The following is a 24,256-nucleotide window of genomic DNA, read 5'->3' on the forward strand; positions in this document are numbered from 1 at the left end:
GCCACGGCCCTTGGAGTTATGCCAGGCTGTCCAGCACATCTTTCAACGTGCCGATCAGCGTGTCGATATGCGATTTTTCGATGATCAGCGGCGGCGACATGGCGATGATGTCGCCGGTGGTGCGGATCAGGATGCCCTTGTCATAGGCCTTGAGGAACGCATCGAAAGCGCGCGCCGTCGGCTGGCCTGCGATCGGGTCAAGCTCAATCGCGCCGATCAGGCCCATGTTGCGAATGTCGATGACGTTGCGCGTCCCCTTCAGCGAATGCAGCGCGTCTTCCCAATAAGGGGCGATGTCTGCGGCGCGTTCGAACAGCGCTTCCTCGCGATAGGTTTCCAGCGTTGCAATCGCGGCGGCACTGGCAATCGGGTTGCCCGAATAGGTATAGCCGTGGAACAGTTCGATCGCGCTTTCCGGGCCTTGCATGAAAGCGTCATGAATGTCGGCCGTGGTCAGCACCGCCCCCATCGGGATCACCCCGTTGGTCAGGCCCTTGGCGGTCGTTATCATATCGGGCATGACGGCGAAATGTTCAGCGGCAAAGCTGCTGCCCAGCCGCCCGAAGCCGGTAATCACCTCGTCGAAAATCAGCAAGATACCATGGCGCGTACAGATCTCGCGCAGCTTTTCCAGATAGCCTTTGGGCGGCATGAGAACACCGGTTGAACCGGCCATCGGCTCGACGATACAGGCGGCGATGGTTTCGGCGCCGTGCAGGGCGACAATGCGCTCCAGATCATCGGCCAGATAGGCGCCATGCGCGGGCTGGCCCCGTGTCCAGGCGTTTTCGGGCAGATGCGTGTGCGGCAAGTGATCGACCCCGGTCAGCATCGTTCCGAAGTAGCGGCGGTTGTTGACGATCCCGCCCACCGAAATGCCGCCGAAGCCCACGCCGTGATAGCCACGTTCGCGCCCGATCAGCCGCGTGCGCGTGCCCTCGCCTTTTGCGCGCTGATAAGCGATGGCGATCTTCAGCGCCGTATCGACGGATTCGCTGCCAGAATTGGTGAAAAAGGCGTGTTTGAACGGGTCAGGCGCCATATCGGTCAGGCGGTTGGCCAGTTCGAACGCCAAAGGATGACCCATTTGAAAGGCTGGTGCATAATCCAGTTCCGCGGCCTGGGTCTGGATCGCTTCGGTAATCCGGGGTCGTGCGTGACCTGCGTTGCAACACCACAACCCCGCCGTGCCGTCCAGAACCTGCCGGCCGTCCGCTGTGGTGTAATGCATATCCTTGGCGGACACGAACATGCGCGGGTTTTTCTTGAACTGCCGGTTCGCCGTAAAGGGCATCCAAAAGGCTGACAGATCATTGGGAACAGACTTGCGGTCGAGCGCCATCGGAGGCTCCTTTTTCTGCGACGCCAGGTTCAGGTTTGACCAAACGGTCAACAAGACGCTACCAGAGGAACCGGGCCAGTCAAGCCAACCACTTGGCACCCTGTACGTCCATGGCTAACATAAGCCCCAACGCATATTGTATGATGCATTTTTAGGCAGATGCCCAGTCTGCCCGCAAGAAGGAATACCCGATGGCCACAGTTCGGCCCAAGACGCGCATTCAGCAAAAAAATACCGACGCAATTTTGAAGGCCGCGTTGGTCGTGTTTTCAGACAACGGGTTTCGGGGGGCCACGCTTGACCAGATCGCTGGTGAAGCGGGGCTGTCCAAGCCAAATCTGCTCTATTACTTCCCCTCGAAAGAAGCGATTCACGTGGCGCTGCTGTCCGGGCTGCTGGACACATGGCTGGACCCGTTGCGCGATCTGGACCCGAATGGCGACCCGGTCGAAGAGATCATGGGCTATGTCCTGCGCAAACTGGACATGGCGCGCGATTATCCACGCGAAAGCCGCCTGTTCGCGAACGAAATCGTGCAAGGCGCACCGCGCATGCTGGACACGATCCAGGGCGATCTGAAAACGCTGGTCGACGAAAAAGCCGCCGTCATCGCGCAATGGGTGCGCAACGGCCACCTGGCGCCCGTCGATCCCTATCATCTGATTTTTTCGATCTGGGCAACCACGCAGCACTATGCCGATTTCGACGTTCAGGTGCGGGGTATCCTGCGGCCCAAGGGCGATTCGCATTTCGAACAGGCGCGCGCCCATCTCGATTTGATGTTCCGACGCCTGCTGACCGTCGTTTGACCCGGCGTTTACCATCGCGCCACAAAGAGCTTGGATTTGATCGGGCGGTAACCTTGCCGCACTAATCTGAAGGTTGAGTGGGGGCTCCGTGAGCAAGGAGCAAGGGTATGACGGACCTATCTGGATTATCGTCCTTCGGTGGCGGTGGTTTCGCGTTTCGCACCCCGCCCACCACTGAGAAGCCCGCCGTCGCCGAGGTCGCAAAGACCAGTGACGACGCATCAACGAACAGTTCGACCGATCAAGGCGCCGCCGGATCCAAGGCCGAAGACGCACTGGGCGAACGTCGGATTGTCGCCAGCATCGACTTCAATACGGCGGCATCGGCCAATTCCGTGACCGCCACGGTCGAGGAAATCGGCCCAGACACGATTCCCGGTCCAACCCCGGCGTTTCAGGCCAGCCTGCTGGAAATCGAATCCGACCTGAAAAACGTGATCGCCAAGATCGAGGCCGCCCGGACGCGCGAAACCGACGAGGGCGCCGTCAGCGCCGAGCCGCCCAATCGATCCGCCGAACGGCCCGAAGCAGCAAACGATGCCCGGCCCGCAGCCAGGGAACGTACCGATGATGACGCCCCCGCCGCGCGCGAGGTGACGCCTGAACGCGCTCAGGCTGAGCCGAAGGAAGCGATAGAAGGCGAAACATTCGCCGTTCAAACGCCTTATGACGTGGAAAGCGCGCCGACAGACTGACCCCGGCGCGCTTTCTGGATGGATGTGGCCCCGGCAGCGCCGGGGCTTTGGTGCTGGCTATTCGGCTGCAGCGGCTGACGGATTGTTCGGGTGCATCGTCCAGTCGGCAGGTTCGGCCGGGACAATCTGGCCCGTGCGTTCGTCGACATCGCCCGGCGCGACGCGCACCATGTCGATACATCCTTCGATCGGGCAGACATTGACGCACAAGTTACACGCGACGCATTCGTCGTCCTTGACGGTGAACACGCGGTCCTCACTCATGGCGATGGCCTGATGTGACGTATCTTCGCAGGCCGCAAAACACCGCCCGCACGAAATACACAGATCCTGATCGATCTTGGCCTTGGTCACGTAGTTCAGGTTCAGATACTGCCAATCCGTGACGTTCGGCACCGCGCGGCCCACGAAGTCATCAACGGACGCATGGCCCTTTTGATCCATCCATTCCGACAGGCCGGAAATCATCTCTTGCACCACCTTGAAGCCATAGGTCATCGCCGCTGTGCAGACCTGTACATTGCCCGCGCCAAGCGCCAAGTATTCGGCCGCGTCGCGCCACGTGGTCACGCCGCCGATGCCACTGATCGGCAGGCCGTGCGTTTCGCCATTGCGCGCGATTTCGGCCACCATGTTCAGCGCGATAGGCTTGACCGCCGGGCCACAATAGCCGCCGTGCGTGCCCTTGCCATCAATCGTTGGCAGCGGGGAAAAATTGTCCAGATCGACGCCCGTGATCGAATTGATCGTGTTGATCAGGCTAACCGCGTCGGCGCCGCCACGCTTGGCCGCTGCGGCCGGATCAAGGATGTTGGTGATGTTCGGGGTCAGTTTGACGATCACCGGCATGCGCGTGTTCTGCTTGCACCAGCGGGTGACCATTTCGACGTATTCCGGCACCTGCCCCACGGCCGATCCCATGCCGCGCTCGGCCATGCCGTGCGGGCAGCCGAAGTTCAATTCAATCCCGTCCGCGCCGGTTTCTTCCACATGCGGCAGGATCGCCTTCCACGCTTGTTCTTCGCACGGGACCATCAGGCTGACGACCAGGGCGCGGTCGGGATAATCGCGCTTGACCGCCTTGATCTCGCGCAGGTTCACGTCGAGCGGACGGTCGGTGATCAGTTCGAGGTTGTTCATCCCCAACAGCCGCCGGTCCGCCCCCCAGATCGCGCCATAGCGCGGGCCGTTCACGTTGACCACAGGTGGGCCTGCCTCGCCCAGCGTTTTCCATACCACGCCGCCCCAGCCCGCGTCATAGGCGCGGCGCACGTTGTATTCTTTATCCGTTGGCGGCGCGCTGGCCAGCCAGAACGGGTTGGGTGACTTGATTCCAACAAATTCGCTTTGCAGATTGGCCATGGCTCAGCCCTCCATCAGGGTTGCGTGAATGTCTTCGGCGGCATCGCGCCCCTCGGCCACAGCTGTCACGGTCAGGTCTTCGCCACCCGCCGCGCAGTCGCCCCCGGCCCAGACACCGGGCACGCTTGTGCGTCCCGCGCCCGATACCTTGATTTTTTTGCCGTCCTGCTCAAGCCCTGCGGGCACGTCCTCCAGCGTCTGGCCAATCGCGCGCAGCACCGTGTCGGCGGGGATGCGGAATGCCTCGCCGGTCTGGGTGTTCGTGAACTCGACCTCGCGGCAGGCCCCGTCTCCGTGCACCGCCACGGGGGTCGCATCAAACAGAAGGTGCACGCCTTTGGAAGCCGCCAGATCCTGTTCGTACCGGCTGGCCGACATGGCGTCACGCCCGCGCCGGTAGGCCATGGTCACGTTTTGCGCCCCCAGAAGCTTGGACTGTACTGCGGCGTCGACAGCCGTCATCCCGCCCCCGATCACCACCACGTTGCGCCCGACCGGAAGCGACGTCAAATCGTCCGTCTGGCGCAGGTCCGAAATAAAATCGACCGCGTCGCCCGCCAGATCAGAGCCATCGATCGGCAGGGCGTTCACCCCGGCCAGCCCCATGCCCAAGAACACCGCATCATGCTCCGCGCGCAGGTCGTCAAGCGACACATCGCGGCCCAACTTAACGCCTGTCTTCAGTTCGATCCCACCGATTTGCATCAGCCAGTCAGCCTCGCGCGCGGCGAAATCTTCGGTCGATTTATAGGCGGCTATGCCATATTCATTCAGCCCACCCGGCTTGGGGCGCGCGTCCAGCAGAACCACGTCGTGCCCCTTCATCGCCAGGCGGTGCGCGCAGGCCAGGCCCGCAGGCCCCGCCCCAACGACTGCGATGCGCTTGCCCGTTACCGGCGCGCGCTGGAACGGATGGGCATTTTTGGCCATCAACTTGTCGGTGGCATAGCGCTGCAACCGCCCGATTTCGACCGGCTTGCCTTCGGCCACCTCGCGCACGCAAACCTCTTCGCACAGGGTTTCGGTTGGGCAGACGCGGGCGCACATGCCGCCCAGTATGTTCTGCTCAAGAATGGTCTTGGCCGCGGCTTCGGGCATGCCGGTCGAAATTTCGCGGATGAACAGCGGGATATCGATGCTGGTTGGGCAGGCGGTCATGCAGGGCGCATCGTGGCAAAAGTAACAGCGGTCTGCGGCCACGGACGCCTCGTGCGCGTCTAGCGGCGCGTGCAGGTCCGAGAAATTCTCGCTCAGGGTTTCGGCCGGCAAGCGTCCCGCTGCAATTCCCGGCGTGAAAGGGCTGTTCACCATCGCATGGCTCCTGTGTATTTAGCTGATGTTATCGTGGCACCATTAAATTTTTTATCAACCGGTAAATTTTTTCGCGACTCACTTTTTGTACGTTTTTCGCAGAACGACCAAAATTGCGGCAGCCGTAAACCCTTTTCCTACCTTTCCCCCTGCCCTATAAGCGGTCACAGTATTTCAGGCCCGCACCAGACGGGCCGACACTGGTGGTTGAGGACCGTATGGCAAAACAAAACAACGAAGCAGACGTCGCCTTTATCCAGGCCTTGGCAGAACTGCTTGAAACAAACGATTTAACCGAGCTTGAGGTTAAACGCGAATATGGTGAATCGGACAAGCTGAACGTTCGCGTCAGCCGCGTGAATCCGGTGATGGCTGCCCCGGCCCAGGTCATGGCGCCGACGGCCCCCGCGCCCGCCCCGGCCGCGCTTGCGCCGCCGGCCGCCGATGCGCCCACCGATCCGATCAACGATCCCAACGCGGTGACATCGCCTATGGTGGGCACGGCTTACTTGTCGCCCGAACCCGGGGCCGCCGCCTTTGTAAGCGAAGGTGACAAGGTGAGCGAAGGCCAGACTCTGATGATCGTCGAGGCGATGAAGACGATGAACCAGATCCCCAGCCCGCGCGCCGGCACCGTGAAACGGATCGTGGTTGAGGACGCCTCGCCCGTTGAATACGGCGCCCCCCTGATGGTTATCGAGTAATCGCATGTTCGACAAAATTCTGATCGCCAACCGTGGGGAGATCGCGCTGCGCGTGATCCGCGCCTGTCGCGAAATGGGGATCCAGTCGGTCGCCGTGCATTCCACCGCCGATGCCGAAGCGATGCATGTGCGCATGGCGGACGAAGCGGTGTGCATCGGCCCGCCGTCTTCGACCGACAGCTACCTGAACCACGCCGCGGTTCTTTCCGCCTGCGAAGTTACCGGCGCACAGGCCATCCATCCCGGTTACGGATTTCTGTCCGAAAACGCCGCCTTCGTGCAGGCAGTCGAAGATCACGGATTGACCTTTATCGGCCCCTCGGCTGAGCACATTCGCCAGATGGGCGACAAGATCACCGCCAAGGAGACCGCCGAAAAGCTGGGGATCCCTGTGGTTCCCGGCTCAGAAGGTGGGGTGCCCGATCTGGCGACCGCGAAAAAGGTCGCGGCCGACATGGGCTATCCCGTGATCATCAAGGCGACAGCGGGCGGCGGCGGACGCGGCATGAAGGTCGCCGCCACCGAAAAAGACATCGACACAGCGTTTTCCACCGCCAGATCCGAAGCCAAGGCAGCCTTCGGCAATGACGAAGTCTATATGGAAAAATACCTGCAAAAACCCCGGCATATCGAGGTGCAGGTATTCGGTGACGGCAAGGGCGGCGGCGTCCACCTGGGCGAGCGCGACTGTTCGTTGCAGCGCCGCCACCAAAAAGTGTTCGAAGAGGCGCCCGGCCCCAGCATCAGCGCCAAGGAACGCGCCCGCATCGGCGGCATCTGCGCCAACGCCATCGCAAAGATGGGCTATTCGGGCGCAGGCACCATCGAATTTCTGTATGAAGACGGCGAATTCTATTTCATCGAAATGAACACCCGCCTGCAAGTCGAGCACCCGGTAACCGAAGCCATCTTTGGCCAGGATCTTGTGCGCGAACAGATTCGTGTAGCCGCCGGTCAGCCGTTATCGTTCACCCAAGACGATCTGTCTGTGACAGGCCACGCGATCGAGGTTCGGATCAACGCCGAAAAGCTGCCCAATTTCGCGCCCTCGCCCGGCAAAATCACCCAGTTCCACGCGCCCGGCGGATTGGGTGTGCGGATGGATTCAGCGCTCTATGATGGGTATACGATCCCGCCCTATTACGACAGTTTGATCGGCAAGCTGATCGTGCATGGGCGTGACCGGCCCGAAGCCTTGGCCCGCCTGTGGCGCGCCCTTGGCGAGATCATCGTAGACGGCGTCGACACGACTTTGCCGCTTTTTTCGGCCCTCTTGGCCGAGCCAGACATCCAGAGCGGGGACTATAATATCCACTGGCTGGAAAAATGGCTGGCGCAGAATCTGGAAGACTAGGCACGGCCACTGGAATTCCGGGCCGCTGCGCAACAGGTTGAGACCATGAAAGACAGCGCCCCGATCACGCCCGAACTGTTGTTGCACGCCTATACTGCGGGCGTGTTTCCCATGAGCGAAAGCCGCGATGACCCCGAGGTCTTCTGGGTCTCGCCGACCCGGCGTGGAATCTTCCCGCTGCCCGGCTTTCACGTATCGCGCTCGCTGCGGCGGCGCATTCTGGCCGCCCCGTTCCAGATCACCATCAATCGCGATTTTTCGGGCGTGATCGACGGTTGCGCGGAACGTGACACCACATGGATCAATGCGACGATTCGGGGGCTGTACCTACAATTGCACGCGATGGGTTTTTCCCATTCGCTTGAAGTTTGGGATGGCGCGCGCCTGGTCGGCGGGGTCTATGGTGTCGCAATCGGCGGGGCGTTTTTCGGGGAAAGCATGTTTTCCCGTGAAACCGACGCGTCGAAAATCGCCCTCGCCTACCTGACAGATCGCTTGGAACGGACAGGGTTTTCGCTCTTTGACACGCAATACCTGACGCCGCACCTTGCATCTCTGGGCGCGATCGAAATTTCCAACGAAGACTACAAGGCCCGACTTGAAGCTGCGTTGAGCGATCATGCGGATTTCACGGCGATCCTGGACCAGCCGCCTCAGGCGGTGGCGCAGCGCAACACCCAGACATCGTAGCGGGGATGGTCCAAAGCGTTTAGCGCCGGACTGGACGCAACCATCCACCCCTGAAAAGCGGGTTCATCCGCCTCAACCTCTTGCACGACCAGGTAGGCGTAGGCGTCGGATGCCGGGTTGTCGACCGGGTAGCGGCAATCGCCCAACGCCACGTCGATATGGCCAAATCGCACGGTCCGGCCCTGAATCAGCTCCAGGTCCTCGACCTGACCGGTGAGCCTATCCAGCGCCCGCACCACGGCCTTTGGCGCGTGGCTGATCCGCTCGACCGTTTCTGTCGTGATGTCCTGCAGTTCCCGCTGGGTACCTTGGGGCAGTTCCCGCAGGTCTTCCAGATCCAGCGTTTGGGCCGCTGCCGCGCCACCCGCCATGATCGCGACGCAAGCGATCAGTGCTTTCATTCGCCGCCCCCGGTCACGAACTTCAACAACAGGTTGACCAGCGATACAGCGCTTTGCGTGTCCAGAACTTCGCTGCCCGCTTCGATATCGAACGGGGATCCGCCGGGAATGAGTTCAACGAAATTTCCGCCCAAAAGCCCCTCGGATGAGATCATCACCGCCGTGTCTTCGGGCAATTTCACATCCTCGCGCACGGTGAACTTGGCTGTGGCGCGGAAGGTCACCGGATCCAGATCCAGCCCCGTGACGGTGCCAATCTTGACCCCGGCCAAGCGCACATCGGTTCCAACCGACACGCCCTCGGCCGAGCGGAACGACGCGGTCAGGGGGTAATTGTTCGCGTTCTGACTGCCCAGCCCGACAATTTGCCCTGCATAGATGAAAAAGCCGGCGGCAATCGCCAAAACAGCGCCGCCCGTGACAACTTCTGTGGTGGAATGCGACATGGCGGGTTTCGGGGTTCCTACTCGGGTTGCCAAGCTTCGTAATCGCGCCGCTCGACCGGCTCGGCCTTACGGATTGAACCGGCTGGCGCATAGGCTTTCGGGCTGCCGGTCAGGTTGGCGTGGTGCGGCTTTTCCCACGGCTTGTGGGGCAGCGGACGCTTGGTGGGCGGTTCGTCAAATGTGTGGTGAAGCCAGCCATGCCAGTCCGGGCTGACCTTGGAGGCCTCGGCCTCGCCGTTGAAGATCACCCACCGGCGAACGCCGCCCTCGGTCTGATAAAAGATGTTGCCCATCTCGTCTTCGCCGACCTTCTGACCCTTGCGCCAGGTCCAAAGCTGTGTGTTCAGCGTCTGACCGTTCCACCAAGTGAATACGCGCAGGATATTCTTGACAAGTCCCATCTCGGCCTCCGAAAAACTCAGTTTTGGGTATGGCGCAAAGCCGCGCCGAGGTCCAGTGCCTTGGCGCGTATGGCCCATCACAACATCGCACGAAAAAGGCGGGCCAATGGCCCGCCCCGGTATCGTATCAAATCTGCGCGCCAGTCAGCTTGCGCTGGCCTCTTCGGCCTTTTTTTCGGCGTAGATCATCAGCGGCTTGGCGTCCGAGGTCACCGCCTCTTCGTTCACCACCACTTCTTCAACCTCGGACATGCCGGGAAGATCAAACATGGTGTCGAGCAGAATGTCTTCCAGAATCGAGCGCAGGCCGCGTGCGCCTGTCTTGCGTTCGATGGCGCGTTTGGAAATCGCGCTCAGCGCATCCTCGGTAAAGGTCAGTTTGCAGTCTTCCAGTTCGAACAGGCGCTGATACTGCTTGACCAACGCATTCTTCGGTTCCGTCAGAATAGTGACAAGCGCGTCTTCATCCAGATCGGTCAGTGTGGCAATGACCGGCAGACGGCCGACGAATTCCGGGATAAGGCCGAACTTCAGCAGGTCTTCCGGCTCAAGTTCGCCGAACATCTCGCCAACGCCGCGCGAATCTTCATCCTTGACGTCGGCGCCAAAGCCGATGGCGCTGCCTTTGCCGCGCTGCGCGATGATCTTTTCAAGACCGGCAAAAGCGCCGCCGCAGATGAACAGGATATTGGTGGTATCCACCTGAAGGAATTCCTGCTGCGGATGCTTGCGCCCGCCCTGCGGGGGCACACTGGCCACGGTGCCTTCCATGATCTTCAGCAGCGCCTGCTGTACGCCCTCTCCGGACACGTCGCGGGTGATCGACGGATTGTCAGATTTGCGGGTGATCTTGTCGACCTCGTCGATATAGACGATGCCGCGTTGCGCGCGTTCGACATTGTATTCAGACGCTTGAAGCAGCTTCAAGATGATGTTTTCCACGTCTTCGCCCACGTAACCTGCTTCGGTCAACGTGGTCGCATCGGCCATCGTGAACGGCACGTCCAGAATGCGCGCCAGCGTCTGGGCCAACAGCGTCTTGCCGCAGCCTGTGGGGCCGATCAGCAGGATGTTGGATTTCGCCAATTCGATGTCGTTGCCCGACTTGGCCGCATGGTTCAGGCGCTTGTAGTGGTTGTGCACCGCCACCGACAGCACCCGTTTGGCCACCGCCTGACCGATCACGTAATCGTCAAGCACCTGGCAAATTTCCAACGGGGTCGGCACGCCTTCCGAGCTTTTCAGCCCGGCCGACTTGGTTTCTTCGCGGATGATATCCATGCACAGCTCGACGCATTCGTCGCAGATGAACACCGTGGGACCGGCGATCAGTTTGCGCACCTCATGCTGGCTCTTGCCGCAAAAAGAGCAGTAGAGGGTGTTCTTGCTGTCGCCACTGGTCGAATTCGCCATGTCTTTCCCCTGAGCCGCGCGTGGGCCCGCTTCGCGTCATTCCGTGCCAATACAGTGTCGAAGACTAAGCCAGCCTTCTGCGGTGTACAATGGCAAATTCAGGCCCTGCGGCGACCTTCCGCCGCAGGAATTTCGTTAACTTTCGGCGTCTGGAGCAACGCGGTTTTCAAGGATGTCGTCGATCAGGCCCCAATCCTTCGCATCCTCTGCAGACATGAAATTGTCGCGCTCAAGCGCATCGACAACCGCTTTCAGCTTCTGGCCAGTATGCTTGACGTAGATGTTGTTCAGACGGTCCTTGAGTTTCTGCGTCTCTTGCGCGTGGATCATGATATCCGTCGCCTGCCCCTGATAGCCGCCCGAAGGCTGGTGGACCATGATGCGGCTATTGGGCAGCGAAAAGCGCATACCTTTTTCACCGGCGGTCAGCAGCAGCGACCCCATCGAGGCCGCCTGCCCGATCACAAGGGTGCTGACCTTGGGACGAATATATTGCATCGTGTCGTAGATCGCCAAACCCGACGTCACCACGCCGCCAGGGCTGTTGATGTACATCGCGATTTCTTTGGACGGGTTTTCCGCTTCGAGAAACAGCAACTGCGCACAGATCAACGACGACATGCCATCATGGACCGGACCATTCAGGAAGATGATCCGTTCCTTCAGCAAGCGCGAGAAGATGTCATATGCGCGTTCGCCGCGGCTGGTCTGCTCGACCACCATCGGCACCAGCGTGTTCATGTAGAGATCGTGAGGGTCTTTCATTGTCCGCCTGCCTGTGCTGTCTCGGAGATCTTTATCGCTTAAGTCTTACCCGAGTCTTAGTCATGGAAAAAATCAGCCGCAAGGGCACGCGGCATCATTTCCGCAACGCGCGGTTGCCAAAATATCAATTAACCTTTGTGCCCTGCGCCCACAGCACCGCAAATCCCGGCCGTTTGCCATGCCAAACGCCCGGCACGACAGGCGGTCCACAGGCCGAATTATGGCCCCACTTACAGACCCATTGACTGCAAAGGGAAATACGCCGTTGCGACATGCACGGCCATGACTTTCGCCCGTGTCGTTGATCGCACGAAGGTCGGTGAATCCCCTATCTGCAGACGGGCCGGTTCAAACCCTCACTGGCCAAACCCAAGGTGTGCCAGTGTCGGCATTGTGATTGCACAGGCAAAAGATCATCGATGTGGCGACCAGCGCGCCGGGGGTGAAGACTCCGCGCGCTGATCGGGATGGAAATCGGACCCCCCGATCAAAAGGGGGAACCGCAAACAAGGCCGCTTTGTTTGCCAACAGGTTCTCGACCACCCCCGAAGATGGATCGCTTCAACCCGATCCTTGGGCTCAAACAGCGGGATCGAATCCTGGATTCCGGGCGTGGTACCAGCGGGTGTTTCGGCCACGACGGTGTGGCCGAAATCCGTTTCGGTGCCGCACCCCTAGGCTGGCAGGAACCGCGCAGCCAGCGGCAGGCTGGCGGCCCCCAACGTCCGGGCGCCCGGGCCTGCCGCCCCGGCCAGCACCGCCGGATGGCGTATGCCGGCCAGCGGGCTGGCGGCGATTTCGGTCTCGATACGGTCGATCAGACGCGCGCGCACAGCTTCTGGCAACCATCCGTCGATCACCAGCGCGTCCAGATCGCACAGCGCCACCGCCGAGATCGCCACGTGCGCCAACCCCTTTGCCGCGCCATCAATCCAATCGGTCAGAAACTGCGGATCCATGTCCCAGGTGTGCAGACTGGTCCACATGTCGCCCGCGCCCTGCAGCGCGCCAGCTTCCAGCGTGGATAGCGACGCCACCTCGACCAGCTGTACCGCGCCGCCCCGGCCATCCGGCACAGGCGTCGAGGCCAGTGCACCCGCATTGCCAGACGCCCCGGAAAAGAGCGTACCGTTCAACACCAGCCCACCGCCGATGAAAAATCCCAAATAGGCATAGAGGAAATTGTCCGGCAGTACCTGACCGCCAAGAAACAATTCGGCGTTGCAGGCCGCGCTTGCGTCATTTTCCAATAGCACCGGCCAATCAAACTGGGCGTCCAGTTCGGCGCGGATATCGCGGGTTTGCCAGTCTGCCATGGTCGCCGCGTGCAGGTTCAACGCATCGCTCCATTCCCACAGGCGGAACGGCAGCCCGATCCCCAACCCCATGACGCGCCCTTGCAAACGCGTTGGCAGCCCCGACACCAACGCATCGGCCGAGTCGCGCGCAAAGGCGATGGCACCATCGATCGCCGGGTAGTCGTGGGTGGCCACCCGCGTGCCGCGCACAGTGCCGCAAAAGTCGATCAGCGACATTTCAGTGCGCCGCCGCCCGATCTTGAGCCCCAGAAAGAAAGCGCCGTCCGCACAAAGCCCCATGGGCACCGACGGCTGCCCCACCTTGCCACGCACCGGCTTGCCCTTTTCCAACAACCGATCCTGCTCGAGCGAGCGCATGATGACCGATACCGTCTGCGCCGACAGCCCTGTCATGCGCGCGATGTCCGACTTGGGTAGCGGCCCGTGCCGGAGGATCAGCCATAGCACCAGTTTTTCGTTGCGCTGACGCATTCCGCTATGGGACGTTCCACGCATCGACACTGTGCGGCGTGCCATGGCTGCTTGGTCAAATTGTGCCACTTGCCCCCCTCTACCAGATAAAAACTGCCGATGTGCACCTTGCGGGTCAATAGTTAAATCATATTGATTTACTTATTGTCCAATCGCTCGACTCGGGGCACCGTTTTGACAATCTAGCTTTTCGGGGCGGCCATTCCATGTGGGGCGAGCACTATGTCTATCAAACCGCGCGTGCTGGCTTTTGAAGGCGCGGCTGCATTGCCGTCAGTGTCCGCAACTGCAGCCAGCGCGATGAACCGCGCTCGCCGTGATGAAGCCCTGAGTTCCTCGGGCCGGACTGGTTTCGTGCTGGATGCACTGGAACAGGCGGTCCATGACCGGCGAGCGGCAAAGTCCATGGGACTGGTCCATCACCGTGACCGTGGCTGGCAATACCTGTCCATCCGCTACACCGAGAGGCTGGGCGAGGCCCGCATCGGACCTTCCGTTGGCAGCGTTGCGATAGCGATGACAACGCCCCGGCCGAAATCGTTGGGCACAAGCGCCGTCACTTTTACCCGCATCATCCAGACGCCTCGCGCTACACCCGCAACCATCACGGCGGCGGCGGGGCCAATCCATGCCTATCGCATCACGATCCCTCTCGCAAAACGCGGCGCAGAATGGCGACGACCCGTTCCGGGTCGGCCTGATAGGAAAAGATCTGATCAAAGGCGCCGGTCTGGTCGAACAACATCACATAGGCGCTGTGATCCATCGAATAATCGCCGCCCTGCAACGGGATCTTTTTCGCATAAATGCGGAAAGCCTCCAGCGCGCGTGCCATCTCTTCCGGCGCCCCAGTGACCCCGATCGCGCCGGGCAGCCAGCCGACATATTCGCGCAACACGTCAATGGTATCGCGTGCGGGATCGACGGTGACGAAATAGACGGGAAGGGTTTCTTCATCCAGGCCCAGTTCGTCTTTCCAGCCTGCGATATCGCCCAGCGTCGTCGGGCAGACATCGGGACAATGGGTAAAGCCGAAGAAAACCAGCGAGGGTTGCCCCACGAGGCTGTCCTGCGTGAAGTCCCCGCCTGACGTCGTGACCAGCCGATAATCACCCCGGCCCAAATTCAAGCCAGTTTCCGGAGGTTGCCCCGGTCCGGCCCCCGGCCCAATCAAGAAAAACCAACTGGCCCAGATGCCGGTGACAAGCACCGCGCCCCAGATCAGAATTCTGAATTTGCGCATCGCGATCTTGTTCATTGGCCCACCTCAATGTCCTTGTGCATCATGTCCCTCTTCCGGGTCGATATGCATTAACCCGTCAAAGAGCGAGAGCTTTGCCAGATGTTCGGGCGCAAGGGTCGCCTCTTCTCGCGCCTGCGCTGTGGCAAGCCGGGCCGCTGCCTCTGGCGCAATGCCAAGCGAGATCATGTTCGCCTGCCCCTTCAACCCATCCCCGGCACAAAGGCTGATCCGCCAAAGACCGTGATCGCCCCGACGCAAAAGGGCCCGTCCGCCGGCGTCTTCCTGCATCCAGCCGATGATGGCGATATCCCCATCAATCAGGATTGGAGCGACGGCAAGCGGCGCATCCGGGGTTTCAAACATGTCCTTGAGCAGCCCAACGATCCGGTTTTCATCGCCTTCGACGCGCGTCTGATCAAAGCCGTCCGAATGACCAGCATGCGCCGCATGACCGTCTTCGCCATGATTGCTGTCATGGTTCATATGGTCATGCGCCTTCGCCCCATCGTCCATGCCGGGATGGCTGCGCGCGTTCAGGGCCAGAACATCAAAGCGCAACGTCACCGGACCGGCCTTTTCGAACAGTAACGTCAGATCATAGGTCTGCCCTTCTTCAAGCCGCTCGGTCAGCCCCATGATCATCAGATGCGTGCCGCTTGGTTCCAGCATGACGGTCTCGCCCGCCGGAATCGACAAGCCGTCGGGCAGCGCGCGCATGGTCATGACACCATCCTTGTGGTTCATGTCATGGATCTGGACCTCGTCGCCCACCGGCGCAGTGACCGCGAGCAGTCGATCATCTTCCGCGCCGTGGTTGACGATGGTCAGATACCCGCCACCGACCGGAGCTCGGGGGAGCGTGGCGCGGATGAATGCTCCAGAGAGATGCAGCATTTCGGTGTCGACTTCGGTGGCTGCAGAGGTCTGCGCAAAAGCAGGCGTAGCAAGCGTCGCCGCGCCAAGGAAAAAGGCGAGAAGAAGGGGTTTCACTGGAATGTCCTTTCGTCGAGTTGTCTGCGGCGCCGCACAAGGGGGGCGCGCCAAGCGTTGTGAGGATGTGATCGGGGCACGTTCATTCTTGTTCCCCCGTGACATAGGCGGTGCCCGGGAAAGCATCGAACCGCGTCGAAAATGCCTGGCCAAGCGCGGTTTCCTGCGCCTCGACCTCGGCCAAAAGCCGACCCGCATCGGTGCGCGGCACCCCGAGGCTGGTCAGGGTGGCGGGGAGAAGCAGGCTGTCGTTCGACCAGAGTTCGACGTTCCAGCCGTTCGCGCCGCGCCGCAAAAAGGCGCGCGCACCGGTGTCGCCCGTCGTCCACCCAGCAATCGCCATATCGCCGGCCAGCGCAATCGGCGCGATCAGCGCTTGTGGCGCGTCCAATGCCGTGCGCAGGGCGCGCGCGATGTCGGCGATGTCGCGCGCCCGGTCGGTTTCATCCACCTTCGCGCGCGGCTGAGAAACCGGATCGTGCTCGGTTTCGCTTTCGACCGGGTCGATCATGAAAAACATGTCGAAACGCCCGCGTTTCTCAAAGATCATGGTGCCGGTCAGTTCGCCACCTTCGATCAGCGGTCGGTTCACATTGGCAAGGCTGCCGCGCATTTCGCCCCGCGCCAGCAGGACGATCTCGCCTGCCGGGATATCGAGCCAGGCCCGTTCGCGCATTTCGGTGTTGCCCGCGGCATCGATGACCGGCTCAAGGAAACGAACCCTGCCAAAGGGCGTTTCGATGCCCAGCAAGCGTTCATCCTCGTCGCCCTCGTTGGAAAGCGCCATATAGACCGCAGCCGAGCGGGCACCGACCGGCGTGGCGGGGATCGCCGGGTGGATGATCTGAAGATCGCCGAGAAAGAACTCATGCGCCAGAACCGGTCGCGCCAGCAGTATCAGAAGCAGGACCAGCCCTCTCATGGCATCACCCTCTCGACACTGGCGGGATGGCCCGCGGGCCATGGGTCCGCATAGGCGGGATTCGTGAGGAACCCTTCGTCCGTGAGGCTCTCGAGGAAGGCTATGAGCTCTGCAATCTCCTGCTCGGACGCCTTGAAGCCCACGATCATGCCGTCCTTGTGTGGGTTCTGCGCTCCGTCCCCGGCATGTGGTCCTTCGGCGATCTCGCGCCCGCCGCGCGCGTAATGGGCCAAGACCTCTTCCAGCGTTTCGGCGGATCCGTCGTGAAAATAGGGGCCGGTCACACCGACATTGCGCAGGCTCGGGGTGCGGAACCGGCCCATGTCGGACGGGTGCCCGGTGAATTCGTAAAAACCCGTCGCCTGCGCCGGATAATGTCCTGCACCGCCGATATTGTAGAGGCCGGTATTGTGACTGCCGGTCTCGGACAGCGCACTGCGCGTGGTTTGAAGGTTGTCGGTGAACAGGACACCCACATGGCAGTGATAGCATTCGAACCGGTGATCGAAGAACAGCTGCTCGCCCCGTTTGGCCGCGTCTGAAAGCGCGTCTTCCTCGCCCCAATACTTGAACCGGTCATAGGGGCTGTCGAGCGAGATCAGCGTGCGCTGGAATGCGCCCAGCGCTCGGGTGACGGTGAAAAGATCGACCTTGGGTCGTTCAGGGAAGGCGGCCGGAAAGGCCTCGGCATACCAGGGATCGGCGGCAAGCCGGGCAAAGATCTCCGCCTCGCGCCCGTTGCTGCCCATTTCGTCCGGGTTATCGCCGAACATCGGGATCAGCGCCTGAAACTCGAGCGAGGTCATATGCGGATTGCCCCAGGTGAGCTGCGGATAGTAACCAACATTGGCAACGCTGGGCACGTTTCGGATACCGACAGTTTCATTGATCCCGACAGCAAGTGCCCGTCCATCGGTGAAGGCACGCGCCTGTTCATGGCAAGAGGCACAGGCCACGGTGCCGTCCCGCGACAGCCGGGAATCATAGAACAAACGTCGGCCAAGCTCGACCTTGGCCGACGTCATCGGGTTGTCCTCGGGGACCGGCGGCGGCGCCATCCATGCGGGGATCGGCCAGACGAAGGGGGTGTCCCCCTCGTCCGACTGGCTCGCGGCCCCGGCGGCAAATGCCACCGAGGTCACCAGCATGCACACCACGACCAGTTCCCGGCGCATGGCTTAGCGCACCGTGACGAGTTGCTGCGTTCCGGCCGGAATATCGCCATAGGGCAGGCCCAGCTTTTCCATCACCGTCAGGCAGTCGCTATCCCCCGGAAAGGACATGCAGCCGGGCGAGGTTTCCGGGGCGTTGATCCGCAGATCCGCCCCCACCACGACCGGCGCTGGATCGACGACCACGACGTGAGTTGCGGGATCGAACTCTGTGAAGAGAACGGGCATATGGTTCGGGTTGGCGCAGGCGCTCGGCGCCTCGGTCTTTGATTGCGCCGCACACATGGTCGAACCCAGATGCAGGAACCAGCCTTTCGGTCCACCCTCTTTCTTGTCGGTCGGCACCATGTCGATCCGCACAAAGCGGTAACCGTTCTGCCAGTTCCAGAACATCGACGTGGCGTTGAGCGGTGCGGGCGCAAGCGTCGGGTCGCCATGATTCTTGTCGAAAGGCACGGCGACGGTAAAGGCCAGCCCCTGGTAATCGCCCTCGGGCACGGTGCCGCCCAGGCTGGTGTTCATGTCCGGATTGCCGGTGCCGTTGCAGCCCGCCGCTCCGTCCTCAAAGTCCAGCAAGGCAACATCGTCAAGCTGCCATTTTCCGTCCTGCTCAAGCGCAATGGGCTGCAGCGACCCGTCGGCGCGAACCAGCGCGGGGGCGGACACGAACATTCGGTAATCGGTGCCCGCGACGCTGGCGTCGGTGCTGCCAAGGCCATCGTAGGTTTCGGTGCAGGAAAATGGCTTGCCGCCGATTTCGGCGACGAAATTGATCGATACGGATTGATCGGCAAACGCCGGGGTGGAAAGCGCCAGAAAAACGCCGGTCGTCAGAACATGCTTCATGGCATGATACTCCTCATGGGATTGAAACAGGGCGGCTGAACCACCCCGCGATCTTGCGATGACATGCCTCAAACCTCCCGGCACAAAAGACGGGAGCGCGGCATTGTCGGGAATGTCAGATTGTCAGAGGAGGCGCGCGCGGCTGAATGGGGCCGAGCCGCGCCTGCGCGCGTGGCCTTTGCGGGCTGGGCGTTGGGGCGATATGTCCAGACAAGTCCCAGACCGCCGCGATTACGACCGGCGCAGGCCCGTGTGCGAGACCGGATTTAGACACCCCTTGCGCAGGACAATCGGGGACGGATTTGGCCGGATCGACATCCCCTTCGGCAAGCGTGACGCAGAGAGACCACGCTCCAGAGATATCCACCCCGGCCTTGGCCATGTCCCGCAAAGTTCCCGCAGACTGATGTAAAGGCGCCAGAAGGCACAGCATCCAGATCGCCAGCGCAGCCAAGGCCACGCCGGTGTCCCGGATATACGAGCTGTGGGTCCGCAACCTGATCATGGCTCCTCCTGTTGGAACCTTACGCAGCGCGCGACGGATGGGCAATCGGCGCTGTTTCGCGCGGTGCCATTCCCCACACGCCATTTGCGAAAACAGGCGCGGCGCGGTAGCTTTTCCGGGGGCTTTTTGTTCACAAGACGGATTTCGGACAAATCGCCGCAGCAATTGCCCGTCACGTGTTTTTACAGTCAGTCGTCCGCTTGTGAGGCACGGAGGTTTCGCCTAGAAAACATGCACCGGGAGGGTACATTTTGCAGCGGTCATCCGTCGCCATAGCTGGGAAAGCATTGATCACAATGCAAAACGCAGCTGTGAGCATGATCGCGTTGCGCGTTCTGCTTCTCGTGGGCCTGATCCTGTCGGGCACGGTGCCCCAGGGCATGATGCGAACCGCCAGCGCCGATGGCATGCAACTTGTCCTCTGTACCCCCGAGGGGCCCAAAGAGGTCTGGATGGGCGCCGATGGCGACATCCGCGACACCCAGCCCACATCTGACGAGCCGCATTCTGCGCCGAAATGTCTGAGCGTCGCTCTGGCCATGGTTGGCTTGCAGTTTTGGCTCGGGGCGCTTGCTGAACCCGCCAGTTTCGCGACCTTCCGTCCAGAGACGATCGAACTGGCAATCGTTCACTCCTCTGCCTCTGCAGCACATCGACCGCGCGCGCCTCCCGTCCTGATCTGATCGTCGCCTGACCTCAGGACCATGCGCTGACCGAACCGGTCCAGGGCAGTGTTCTCCGTGTCGGCTCAGGCGTTTCAACACCTTCCATCTTTTTAGAATCGCGCACTGGCTTTCTGCCGGATGCGCCGGGTCGGCTGGGCATCCGATCCACATTTTTCCCATGCCCAAAAAGGAGAAACACCATGAAAACCATCCTCTCAACACTTGCAGTGCTCAGCCTGACCGTCCCGGCGGCCTTCGCCCATGCAACGCTGGAACAATCCGAAGCGGCGCAGGGATCAACCTACAAGGCGGTGATCCGGATCGGCCATGGCTGCGGCGGTGAAGCCACCACAACCCTACGGGTTCAGATCCCCGAAGGGGTGATTGCCGTGAAGCCCATGCCCAAAGCAGGCTGGGACCTGGAGACTGTGACACCCGGCGCCTGCCAGACGGCAGCACCGCCGAAGCAAGGGCCACGGGCGCCGGACATGGTCTGGATATCTCGTCCCCCCCGGACGGGGGCGAAGGGACATATGTTCTGAACTGGCGCGTCGCATCGGCAGACGGCCATCCCGTGGGCGGCGCAGTGCTTTCTTGCCATCGGACTGATCTCAGTGACGGGCGCCGCAAGCCTTTCCTGCAGCCCTCAACCTGTCACGGAAAACCTGTATGCACGTTAACTCTCAAGAGGCGCAACGCCGGCCGAGGCGCGCCGGGTCTGCAGCCCTCTGCGCACGAAAGCCACCAGAAAGATCGCAGTCAAGATCAGGACAATCGTCGGCGCAGGCGCACTGTCGAGAAAAAAGCTGAGATATGTCCCCGCAAGCATCGATATCATGCAGACCGCAACCGAGACCGCCAGCATCTTTGCGAAGCTGCGCACCGACAGGAAGGCGATTGCGCCGGGGGTGATCAGCAACCCAACGGCCAGGATCAGCCCGGTGGCCGAAAGCGTCGCCACGATGGTCAGCGACAGGATCGTGAGCAAGCCGTAGTGCAACAGCCCGACCGGCAGCCCCGAAGCGCGCGCCTGCGCCGGATCGAAGGCGTGCAACATCAGATCCTTCCATTTCAGCAGCAGCGCAACGGCAACAACGGTCGAAATCAGTCCGGCCGTCCACAGATCCCCTGCCCCCACGCCCAACATGTTCCCGAACAGAATGTGGTCGAGATGCACATTGGTGTGGATCGAGACATAGAGCACGATCCCCAGCCCGAACATGCCCGAGAAAACCACACCCATGACGGTGTCCTGTTTCACGCGACTGTTCTCAGAGAGATAGCCCGTAGCAAGAGCCGTCACCATGCCAGCGCAAAACGCCCCGACGATCAGCGGGAAGCCAAGAATATAGGCCAGAACTATGCCGGGCAACACCGCATGGCTGACGGCATCCCCCATCAGGGCCCAGCCCTTGAGCACCAGAAAGCACGACAGCAGCGCCGTTGGCACCGAGACGATCAGCGAAATCCAGAAGGCATTCTGCATGAAACCGAACTGGAAGGGCAAAAGCAGCGTATCCATCATCAAACCCCTTCCGCTTGAAGGGCCTGCGCCGCCTTGCGACGCGCAGCCAGCAGCCCGTGCTTGGGCGACCAGATGAAGACACCGAGAAAAATCAGCGTTTGCAAGACGACAATAATCCCACCGGTTGCACCGTCGAGGAAATAGCTGACATAGGCGCCAAAGAAACTCGTCACCGTGCCGATGGCGACAGAGGTGACGATGAGCCGTGGGAAACGGTCGCACAGCAGATAAGCCGTGGCCCCCGGCGTCACAACCATGGCTATGACGAGGAAGGCACCAACCGTCTGCATCGCCGCCACCACGCAGGCTGACAACAGCACGAAGAACACCGCCTTCAGCAGGCCGGGGCGCAATCCGATCGAGCGCGCGTGGCTTTCGTCAAAAAAGACGACCATGAGGTCCTTCCATTTCAGAATCAGGATGCCCAGCGAGACGAAACCGATAATCGCCAGTTGCAACGTGTCTTCGGGTGTGATCGCCAGGATATTGCCCATGGTGATGGTCTGGATCGAGACCGCCATCGGATTGACCGAGGCCATGAACAGGCCCAGCCCGAAGAAAGAGGTGAAGATGATACCGATGATGACATCGACCTTCAGCCCGGAACGATCCGAAAGGAACAGCATCGCCGCTGCGGCCAGCCCACCCGAAAGGAAGGCGCCGAGTGCAAAAGGCAGGCCAAGGATATAGGCGCCGGCGACGCCGGGCACGACCGAATGCGAGAGCGCGTCGCCGATCAGCGACCAGCCCTTGAGCATCAGGTAAGAGGAAAGAAAGGCGCAGACCGCGCCCACAAGGGCCGAAACCCACATCGCATTGGTCATGTAGCCATAGGTGAACGGTTCGAGAAGAACGCTCATTCCGACTCCTCCGCGACCTTTGTCTTTTCGCCGTATTGCACAAAGGGCCGTTCGTCGTCGGTCAGGATCGACAGTTTGCGCGCGTCATCGTCGTCGTGCAGATCCGCGCCGCCCAAGGTGAAGTGCCGCAGCACGCCCCCGAAAGCTGCTTCGAGGTTTTCGCGGGTAAAGGTCGTCTCGGTTGGACCACAGGCCAGCACCGTGCCCTTCACCAGAACGGTGCGATCGCAGAACTCCGGCACGGTCCCAAGGTTGTGGGTCGAGACAAGCATCACCCGCCCCTCGTCGCGCAACTCGCGCAAGAGCGCGATGATCTGCTCCTCGGTTTTCACGTCAACGCCGGTAAAGGGCTCGTCAAGCAGGATCACCTGTCCGTCCTGTGCGAGCGCGCGGGCGAGGAAGACACGCTTTTTCTGCCCGCCGGACAGCTCTCCAATCTGGCGGTGGCGATAGTCCTGCATGTTCACGCGCCCAAGCGCCCTCTCTACGGCATCACGGTCAGCCTGACGGGGGCGGCGCAAAAAGCCCATATGCCCATAGCGTCCCATCATGACCACATCTTCCACGAGAACCGGAAAGGACCAATCGACCTCTTCGGATTGCGGCACATATGCGACGAGGTTGCGCTTCAGCGCCCGCTTCACATCAAGGCCAAGGAGCCGGATGTGCCCTTTGGCCACCGGAACGAACCCCATGATCGCCTTGAACAGGGTGGATTTTCCGGCGCCGTTCACACCCACAAGGGCCGTCACCGTGCCACGGGGGATCTCGAACGAGGCGTTGCGCAAGGCCGTATGGCCGTTGCGATAGGTCACGGTCACGTCGCGCGCCTGGATACCGCCCCCCGGATCACTGTTGTTCGATGCCTTGGATCCGTTCACCTGCATGTCTTGCTTCATATCGTGCTTTCTGCCGGAAAGGTCGGCGCCTGAAACGGCAAAGATCTGTCAGAAGCTAGCGCTCCCGACAGGCCACTGCGGAAAGGAAAGTCTCAGTTCGTGCCTGCCGTCAGACCGTCCGCCACCGTCTGGGACGTCACCTTGAGCAGGTCGAGATAAGTGGGAACCGGGCCGTCGGGTTCCGAGAGACTATCGACATACAGGACCCCGCCGTAATGCGCGCCGGTTTCCCGCGCCACTTGCTCGGCCGGCGCCGTATTGACGGTGCTTTCACAAAAGACCACCGGGATGTCGTTTTCCCGAACCCCGTCAATCACCGCACGCACCTGCTGCGGCGTGCCCATCTGATCGGCGTTCATCGGCCAGAGGTAAAGTTCCTTCATGGCGAAGTCGCGGGCAAGATAGCTGAAAGCGCCTTCGCAGGTCACCAGCCAGCGCTGTGCCTCGGGGATTGTGGAAATCTCGGCCCTCAGCGGCTCGAGCGTGGATCGTAAATCGTCCTTGTAGGCCGAAGCATTGGCAACATAGGTCGCCGCATTTTCGGGATCGTGTTCGGCAAAGGCCTCCAGGATGTTGTCGATATAGACCAGCGCGTTGTCGAGCCCCATCCAGGCATGCGGGTTCGGCTGGCCCTCATAGGCGCCGGCAGAGATCGAGATGGGATCGATACCATCCGTGAGCGTGGCTGAGGGCACGTCGTCCAGGTTGCCCAGAAACTGTTCGAACCAAAGCTCGAGATTCATGCCGTTCCAGAGGATGAGATCGGCATCCTGCGCCCGCACGATGTCTTGCGGCGTCGGTTCATAACCGTGGATCTCCGCCCCCGGCTTGGTGATCGAGACCACATCGGCGGCATCGCCCGCCACATGTTGAGCCATATCCGCCAGAACCGTGAAGGTGGTGACAACCTTCATTCGTCCCTCGTCAGCGAAGGCGGCGCCGGTCATCAGTGCGGTTGCGGCCACAGCCCCCATCAACCGCGTCATCGTCAAAGTCATAGCAAGGTCCTTTCCTGGTTTCCTGACCCAAATAGATCTCGAACACCCGCAAACCGCTTCCCAGATGCGAATGAGTCGCAATAGTGATAGCGCATCCTGCCCGCTATGCAACTGCAATTCATTCTCAACAGTTACTTGACCTCGACTC

The 24,256-nt window shown here is 61.1% G+C and carries 25 protein-coding genes and 2 pseudogenes; 8 read left to right on the plus strand and 19 right to left on the minus strand.

Going from position 1 to position 24,256, the window contains the following annotated elements:
* Positions 1 to 16: 16 nt before the first annotated feature.
* Complete coding sequence (locus ACP2AV_RS14845; RefSeq protein ID WP_426373563.1) at positions 17 to 1,342, minus strand: aspartate aminotransferase family protein; 1,326 nt, start codon at positions 1,340 to 1,342, stop codon at positions 17 to 19.
* Positions 1,343 to 1,533: 191 nt separating this feature from the next.
* Between ACP2AV_RS14845 and ACP2AV_RS14850 the strand changes: the two genes are divergently transcribed.
* Both ACP2AV_RS14850 and ACP2AV_RS14855 read left to right on the plus strand, forming a co-directional pair.
* Positions 1,534 to 2,151 (plus strand): TetR family transcriptional regulator C-terminal domain-containing protein, encoded by a 618-nt coding sequence (locus ACP2AV_RS14850; RefSeq protein ID WP_426373564.1) that lies wholly within the window; start codon positions 1,534 to 1,536, stop codon positions 2,149 to 2,151.
* A gap of 107 nt (positions 2,152 to 2,258) precedes the next feature.
* Entirely contained in the window at positions 2,259 to 2,846 is a 588-nt protein-coding gene (locus tag ACP2AV_RS14855) for a hypothetical protein (protein ID WP_426373565.1), read from the plus strand.
* 57 nt (positions 2,847 to 2,903) lie between these two features.
* Here ACP2AV_RS14855 and preA read toward each other — a convergent pair whose 3' ends face one another.
* Positions 2,904 to 4,208 carry an NAD-dependent dihydropyrimidine dehydrogenase subunit PreA gene (gene preA, locus ACP2AV_RS14860; protein ID WP_426373566.1) on the minus strand — a complete coding sequence of 435 codons (1,305 nt, stop codon included), beginning with the start codon at positions 4,206 to 4,208 and terminating at the stop codon, positions 2,904 to 2,906.
* 3 nt (positions 4,209 to 4,211) lie between these two features.
* A complete protein-coding gene (locus ACP2AV_RS14865; protein ID WP_426373567.1) occupies positions 4,212 to 5,519 on the minus strand; it encodes an NAD(P)-dependent oxidoreductase in 1,308 nt (435 codons plus the stop codon).
* Between the two features lie 218 nt (positions 5,520 to 5,737).
* Between ACP2AV_RS14865 and accB the strand changes: the two genes are divergently transcribed.
* Genes accB through aat form a run of 3 tightly spaced genes read left to right on the plus strand, consistent with a single transcriptional unit; the run spans position 5,738 to position 8,267 of the window.
* Positions 5,738 to 6,223 carry an acetyl-CoA carboxylase biotin carboxyl carrier protein gene (gene accB, locus ACP2AV_RS14870; protein WP_426373568.1) on the plus strand — a complete coding sequence of 162 codons (486 nt, stop codon included), beginning with the start codon at positions 5,738 to 5,740 and terminating at the stop codon, positions 6,221 to 6,223.
* A gap of 4 nt (positions 6,224 to 6,227) precedes the next feature.
* Complete coding sequence (gene accC, locus ACP2AV_RS14875) at positions 6,228 to 7,577, plus strand: acetyl-CoA carboxylase biotin carboxylase subunit (RefSeq protein ID WP_426373569.1); 1,350 nt, start codon at positions 6,228 to 6,230, stop codon at positions 7,575 to 7,577.
* Between the two features lie 45 nt (positions 7,578 to 7,622).
* Positions 7,623 to 8,267 carry a leucyl/phenylalanyl-tRNA--protein transferase gene (gene aat / locus ACP2AV_RS14880; protein ID WP_426373570.1) on the plus strand — a complete coding sequence of 215 codons (645 nt, stop codon included), beginning with the start codon at positions 7,623 to 7,625 and terminating at the stop codon, positions 8,265 to 8,267.
* Here aat and ACP2AV_RS14885 read toward each other — a convergent pair.
* The 6 genes from ACP2AV_RS14885 to ACP2AV_RS14910 form a co-directional block, all read right to left on the minus strand.
* Positions 8,231 to 8,668: a DUF2155 domain-containing protein gene (locus ACP2AV_RS14885; protein WP_426373571.1), complete on the minus strand. Its 438-nt coding sequence runs from the start codon at positions 8,666 to 8,668 to the stop codon at positions 8,231 to 8,233. The genes aat and ACP2AV_RS14885 overlap by 37 nt on opposite strands.
* Positions 8,665 to 9,114 carry an outer membrane lipid asymmetry maintenance protein MlaD gene (gene mlaD / locus ACP2AV_RS14890; protein WP_426373572.1) on the minus strand — a complete coding sequence of 150 codons (450 nt, stop codon included), beginning with the start codon at positions 9,112 to 9,114 and terminating at the stop codon, positions 8,665 to 8,667. Before mlaD ends, ACP2AV_RS14885 begins: the two co-directional genes overlap by 4 nt.
* Positions 9,115 to 9,131: 17 nt before the next feature.
* Positions 9,132 to 9,515 carry an NADH:ubiquinone oxidoreductase subunit NDUFA12 gene (locus ACP2AV_RS14895; protein ID WP_426373573.1) on the minus strand — a complete coding sequence of 128 codons (384 nt, stop codon included), beginning with the start codon at positions 9,513 to 9,515 and terminating at the stop codon, positions 9,132 to 9,134.
* Positions 9,516 to 9,659: 144 nt separating this feature from the next.
* Positions 9,660 to 10,928, minus strand: coding sequence for an ATP-dependent Clp protease ATP-binding subunit ClpX (gene clpX / locus ACP2AV_RS14900; RefSeq protein WP_426373574.1), 1,269 nt, complete (start codon positions 10,926 to 10,928; stop codon positions 9,660 to 9,662).
* A 135-nt stretch (positions 10,929 to 11,063) separates the two neighbouring features.
* Positions 11,064 to 11,693 (minus strand): ATP-dependent Clp protease proteolytic subunit, encoded by a 630-nt coding sequence (locus tag ACP2AV_RS14905; protein WP_426373575.1) that lies wholly within the window; start codon positions 11,691 to 11,693, stop codon positions 11,064 to 11,066.
* A 674-nt stretch (positions 11,694 to 12,367) separates the two neighbouring features.
* Entirely contained in the window at positions 12,368 to 13,528 is a 1,161-nt protein-coding gene (locus ACP2AV_RS14910) for an ROK family transcriptional regulator (protein ID WP_426373576.1), read from the minus strand.
* A 282-nt stretch (positions 13,529 to 13,810) separates the two neighbouring features.
* Between ACP2AV_RS14910 and ACP2AV_RS14915 the strand changes: the two are divergent.
* A pseudogene (locus ACP2AV_RS14915) lies at positions 13,811 to 14,025 on the plus strand (IS3 family transposase); the annotation flags it as partial.
* Between the two features lie 98 nt (positions 14,026 to 14,123).
* On the opposite strand, the gene ACP2AV_RS14920 reads toward ACP2AV_RS14915, so the two are convergent.
* The 6 genes from ACP2AV_RS14920 to ACP2AV_RS14945 all read right to left on the minus strand — a co-directional run bounded on the left by ACP2AV_RS14920 (position 14,124) and on the right by ACP2AV_RS14945 (position 19,161).
* Positions 14,124 to 14,741 carry an SCO family protein gene (locus tag ACP2AV_RS14920; protein WP_426373577.1) on the minus strand — a complete coding sequence of 206 codons (618 nt, stop codon included), beginning with the start codon at positions 14,739 to 14,741 and terminating at the stop codon, positions 14,124 to 14,126.
* 9 nt (positions 14,742 to 14,750) lie between these two features.
* A complete protein-coding gene (locus ACP2AV_RS14925) occupies positions 14,751 to 15,716 on the minus strand; it encodes a copper uptake system-associated protein (protein ID WP_426373578.1) in 966 nt (321 codons plus the stop codon).
* Between the two features lie 82 nt (positions 15,717 to 15,798).
* Positions 15,799 to 16,638, minus strand: coding sequence for a copper uptake system-associated protein (locus tag ACP2AV_RS14930; protein ID WP_426373579.1), 840 nt, complete (start codon positions 16,636 to 16,638; stop codon positions 15,799 to 15,801).
* Positions 16,635 to 17,813 (minus strand): MbnH family di-heme enzyme, encoded by a 1,179-nt coding sequence (locus ACP2AV_RS14935; protein ID WP_426373580.1) that lies wholly within the window; start codon positions 17,811 to 17,813, stop codon positions 16,635 to 16,637. Before ACP2AV_RS14935 ends, ACP2AV_RS14930 begins: the two co-directional genes overlap by 4 nt.
* Positions 17,814 to 17,816: 3 nt before the next feature.
* Entirely contained in the window at positions 17,817 to 18,656 is an 840-nt protein-coding gene (locus ACP2AV_RS14940; RefSeq protein ID WP_426373581.1) for an MbnP family copper-binding protein, read from the minus strand.
* 115 nt (positions 18,657 to 18,771) lie between these two features.
* The gene (locus ACP2AV_RS14945) at positions 18,772 to 19,161 is read right to left on the minus strand and encodes a hypothetical protein (RefSeq protein WP_426373582.1); all 390 of its coding nucleotides are present in this window, start codon (positions 19,159 to 19,161) and stop codon (positions 18,772 to 18,774) included.
* 317 nt (positions 19,162 to 19,478) lie between these two features.
* On the opposite strand from ACP2AV_RS14945, the gene ACP2AV_RS14950 reads away from it, so the two are divergent.
* Positions 19,479 to 19,844: a hypothetical protein gene (locus tag ACP2AV_RS14950; protein ID WP_426373583.1), complete on the plus strand. Its 366-nt coding sequence runs from the start codon at positions 19,479 to 19,481 to the stop codon at positions 19,842 to 19,844.
* 182 nt (positions 19,845 to 20,026) lie between these two features.
* Positions 20,027 to 20,248: pseudogene (locus tag ACP2AV_RS14955) on the plus strand (DUF1775 domain-containing protein); the annotation flags it as partial.
* Positions 20,249 to 20,502: 254 nt separating this feature from the next.
* Here ACP2AV_RS14955 and ACP2AV_RS14960 read toward each other — a convergent pair.
* From ACP2AV_RS14960 to ACP2AV_RS14975, 4 genes are all read right to left on the minus strand, one after another.
* Positions 20,503 to 21,351, minus strand: a complete 849-nt coding sequence (locus ACP2AV_RS14960; RefSeq protein ID WP_426373584.1) for a metal ABC transporter permease — start codon at positions 21,349 to 21,351, stop codon at positions 20,503 to 20,505.
* Positions 21,351 to 22,211: a metal ABC transporter permease gene (locus ACP2AV_RS14965; protein ID WP_426373585.1), complete on the minus strand. Its 861-nt coding sequence runs from the start codon at positions 22,209 to 22,211 to the stop codon at positions 21,351 to 21,353. Before ACP2AV_RS14965 ends, ACP2AV_RS14960 begins: the two co-directional genes overlap by 1 nt.
* Positions 22,208 to 23,110: a manganese/iron ABC transporter ATP-binding protein gene (locus ACP2AV_RS14970; RefSeq protein ID WP_426373586.1), complete on the minus strand. Its 903-nt coding sequence runs from the start codon at positions 23,108 to 23,110 to the stop codon at positions 22,208 to 22,210. Before ACP2AV_RS14970 ends, ACP2AV_RS14965 begins: the two co-directional genes overlap by 4 nt.
* A 92-nt stretch (positions 23,111 to 23,202) precedes the next feature.
* Positions 23,203 to 24,084: a metal ABC transporter substrate-binding protein gene (locus tag ACP2AV_RS14975; RefSeq protein WP_426373602.1), complete on the minus strand. Its 882-nt coding sequence runs from the start codon at positions 24,082 to 24,084 to the stop codon at positions 23,203 to 23,205.
* Positions 24,085 to 24,256: the final 172 nt, after the last annotated feature.

Source organism: Aliiroseovarius sp. PTFE2010 (genome assembly GCF_049943335.1).
Lineage (GTDB): Bacteria > Pseudomonadota > Alphaproteobacteria > Rhodobacterales > Rhodobacteraceae > JBNFVY01.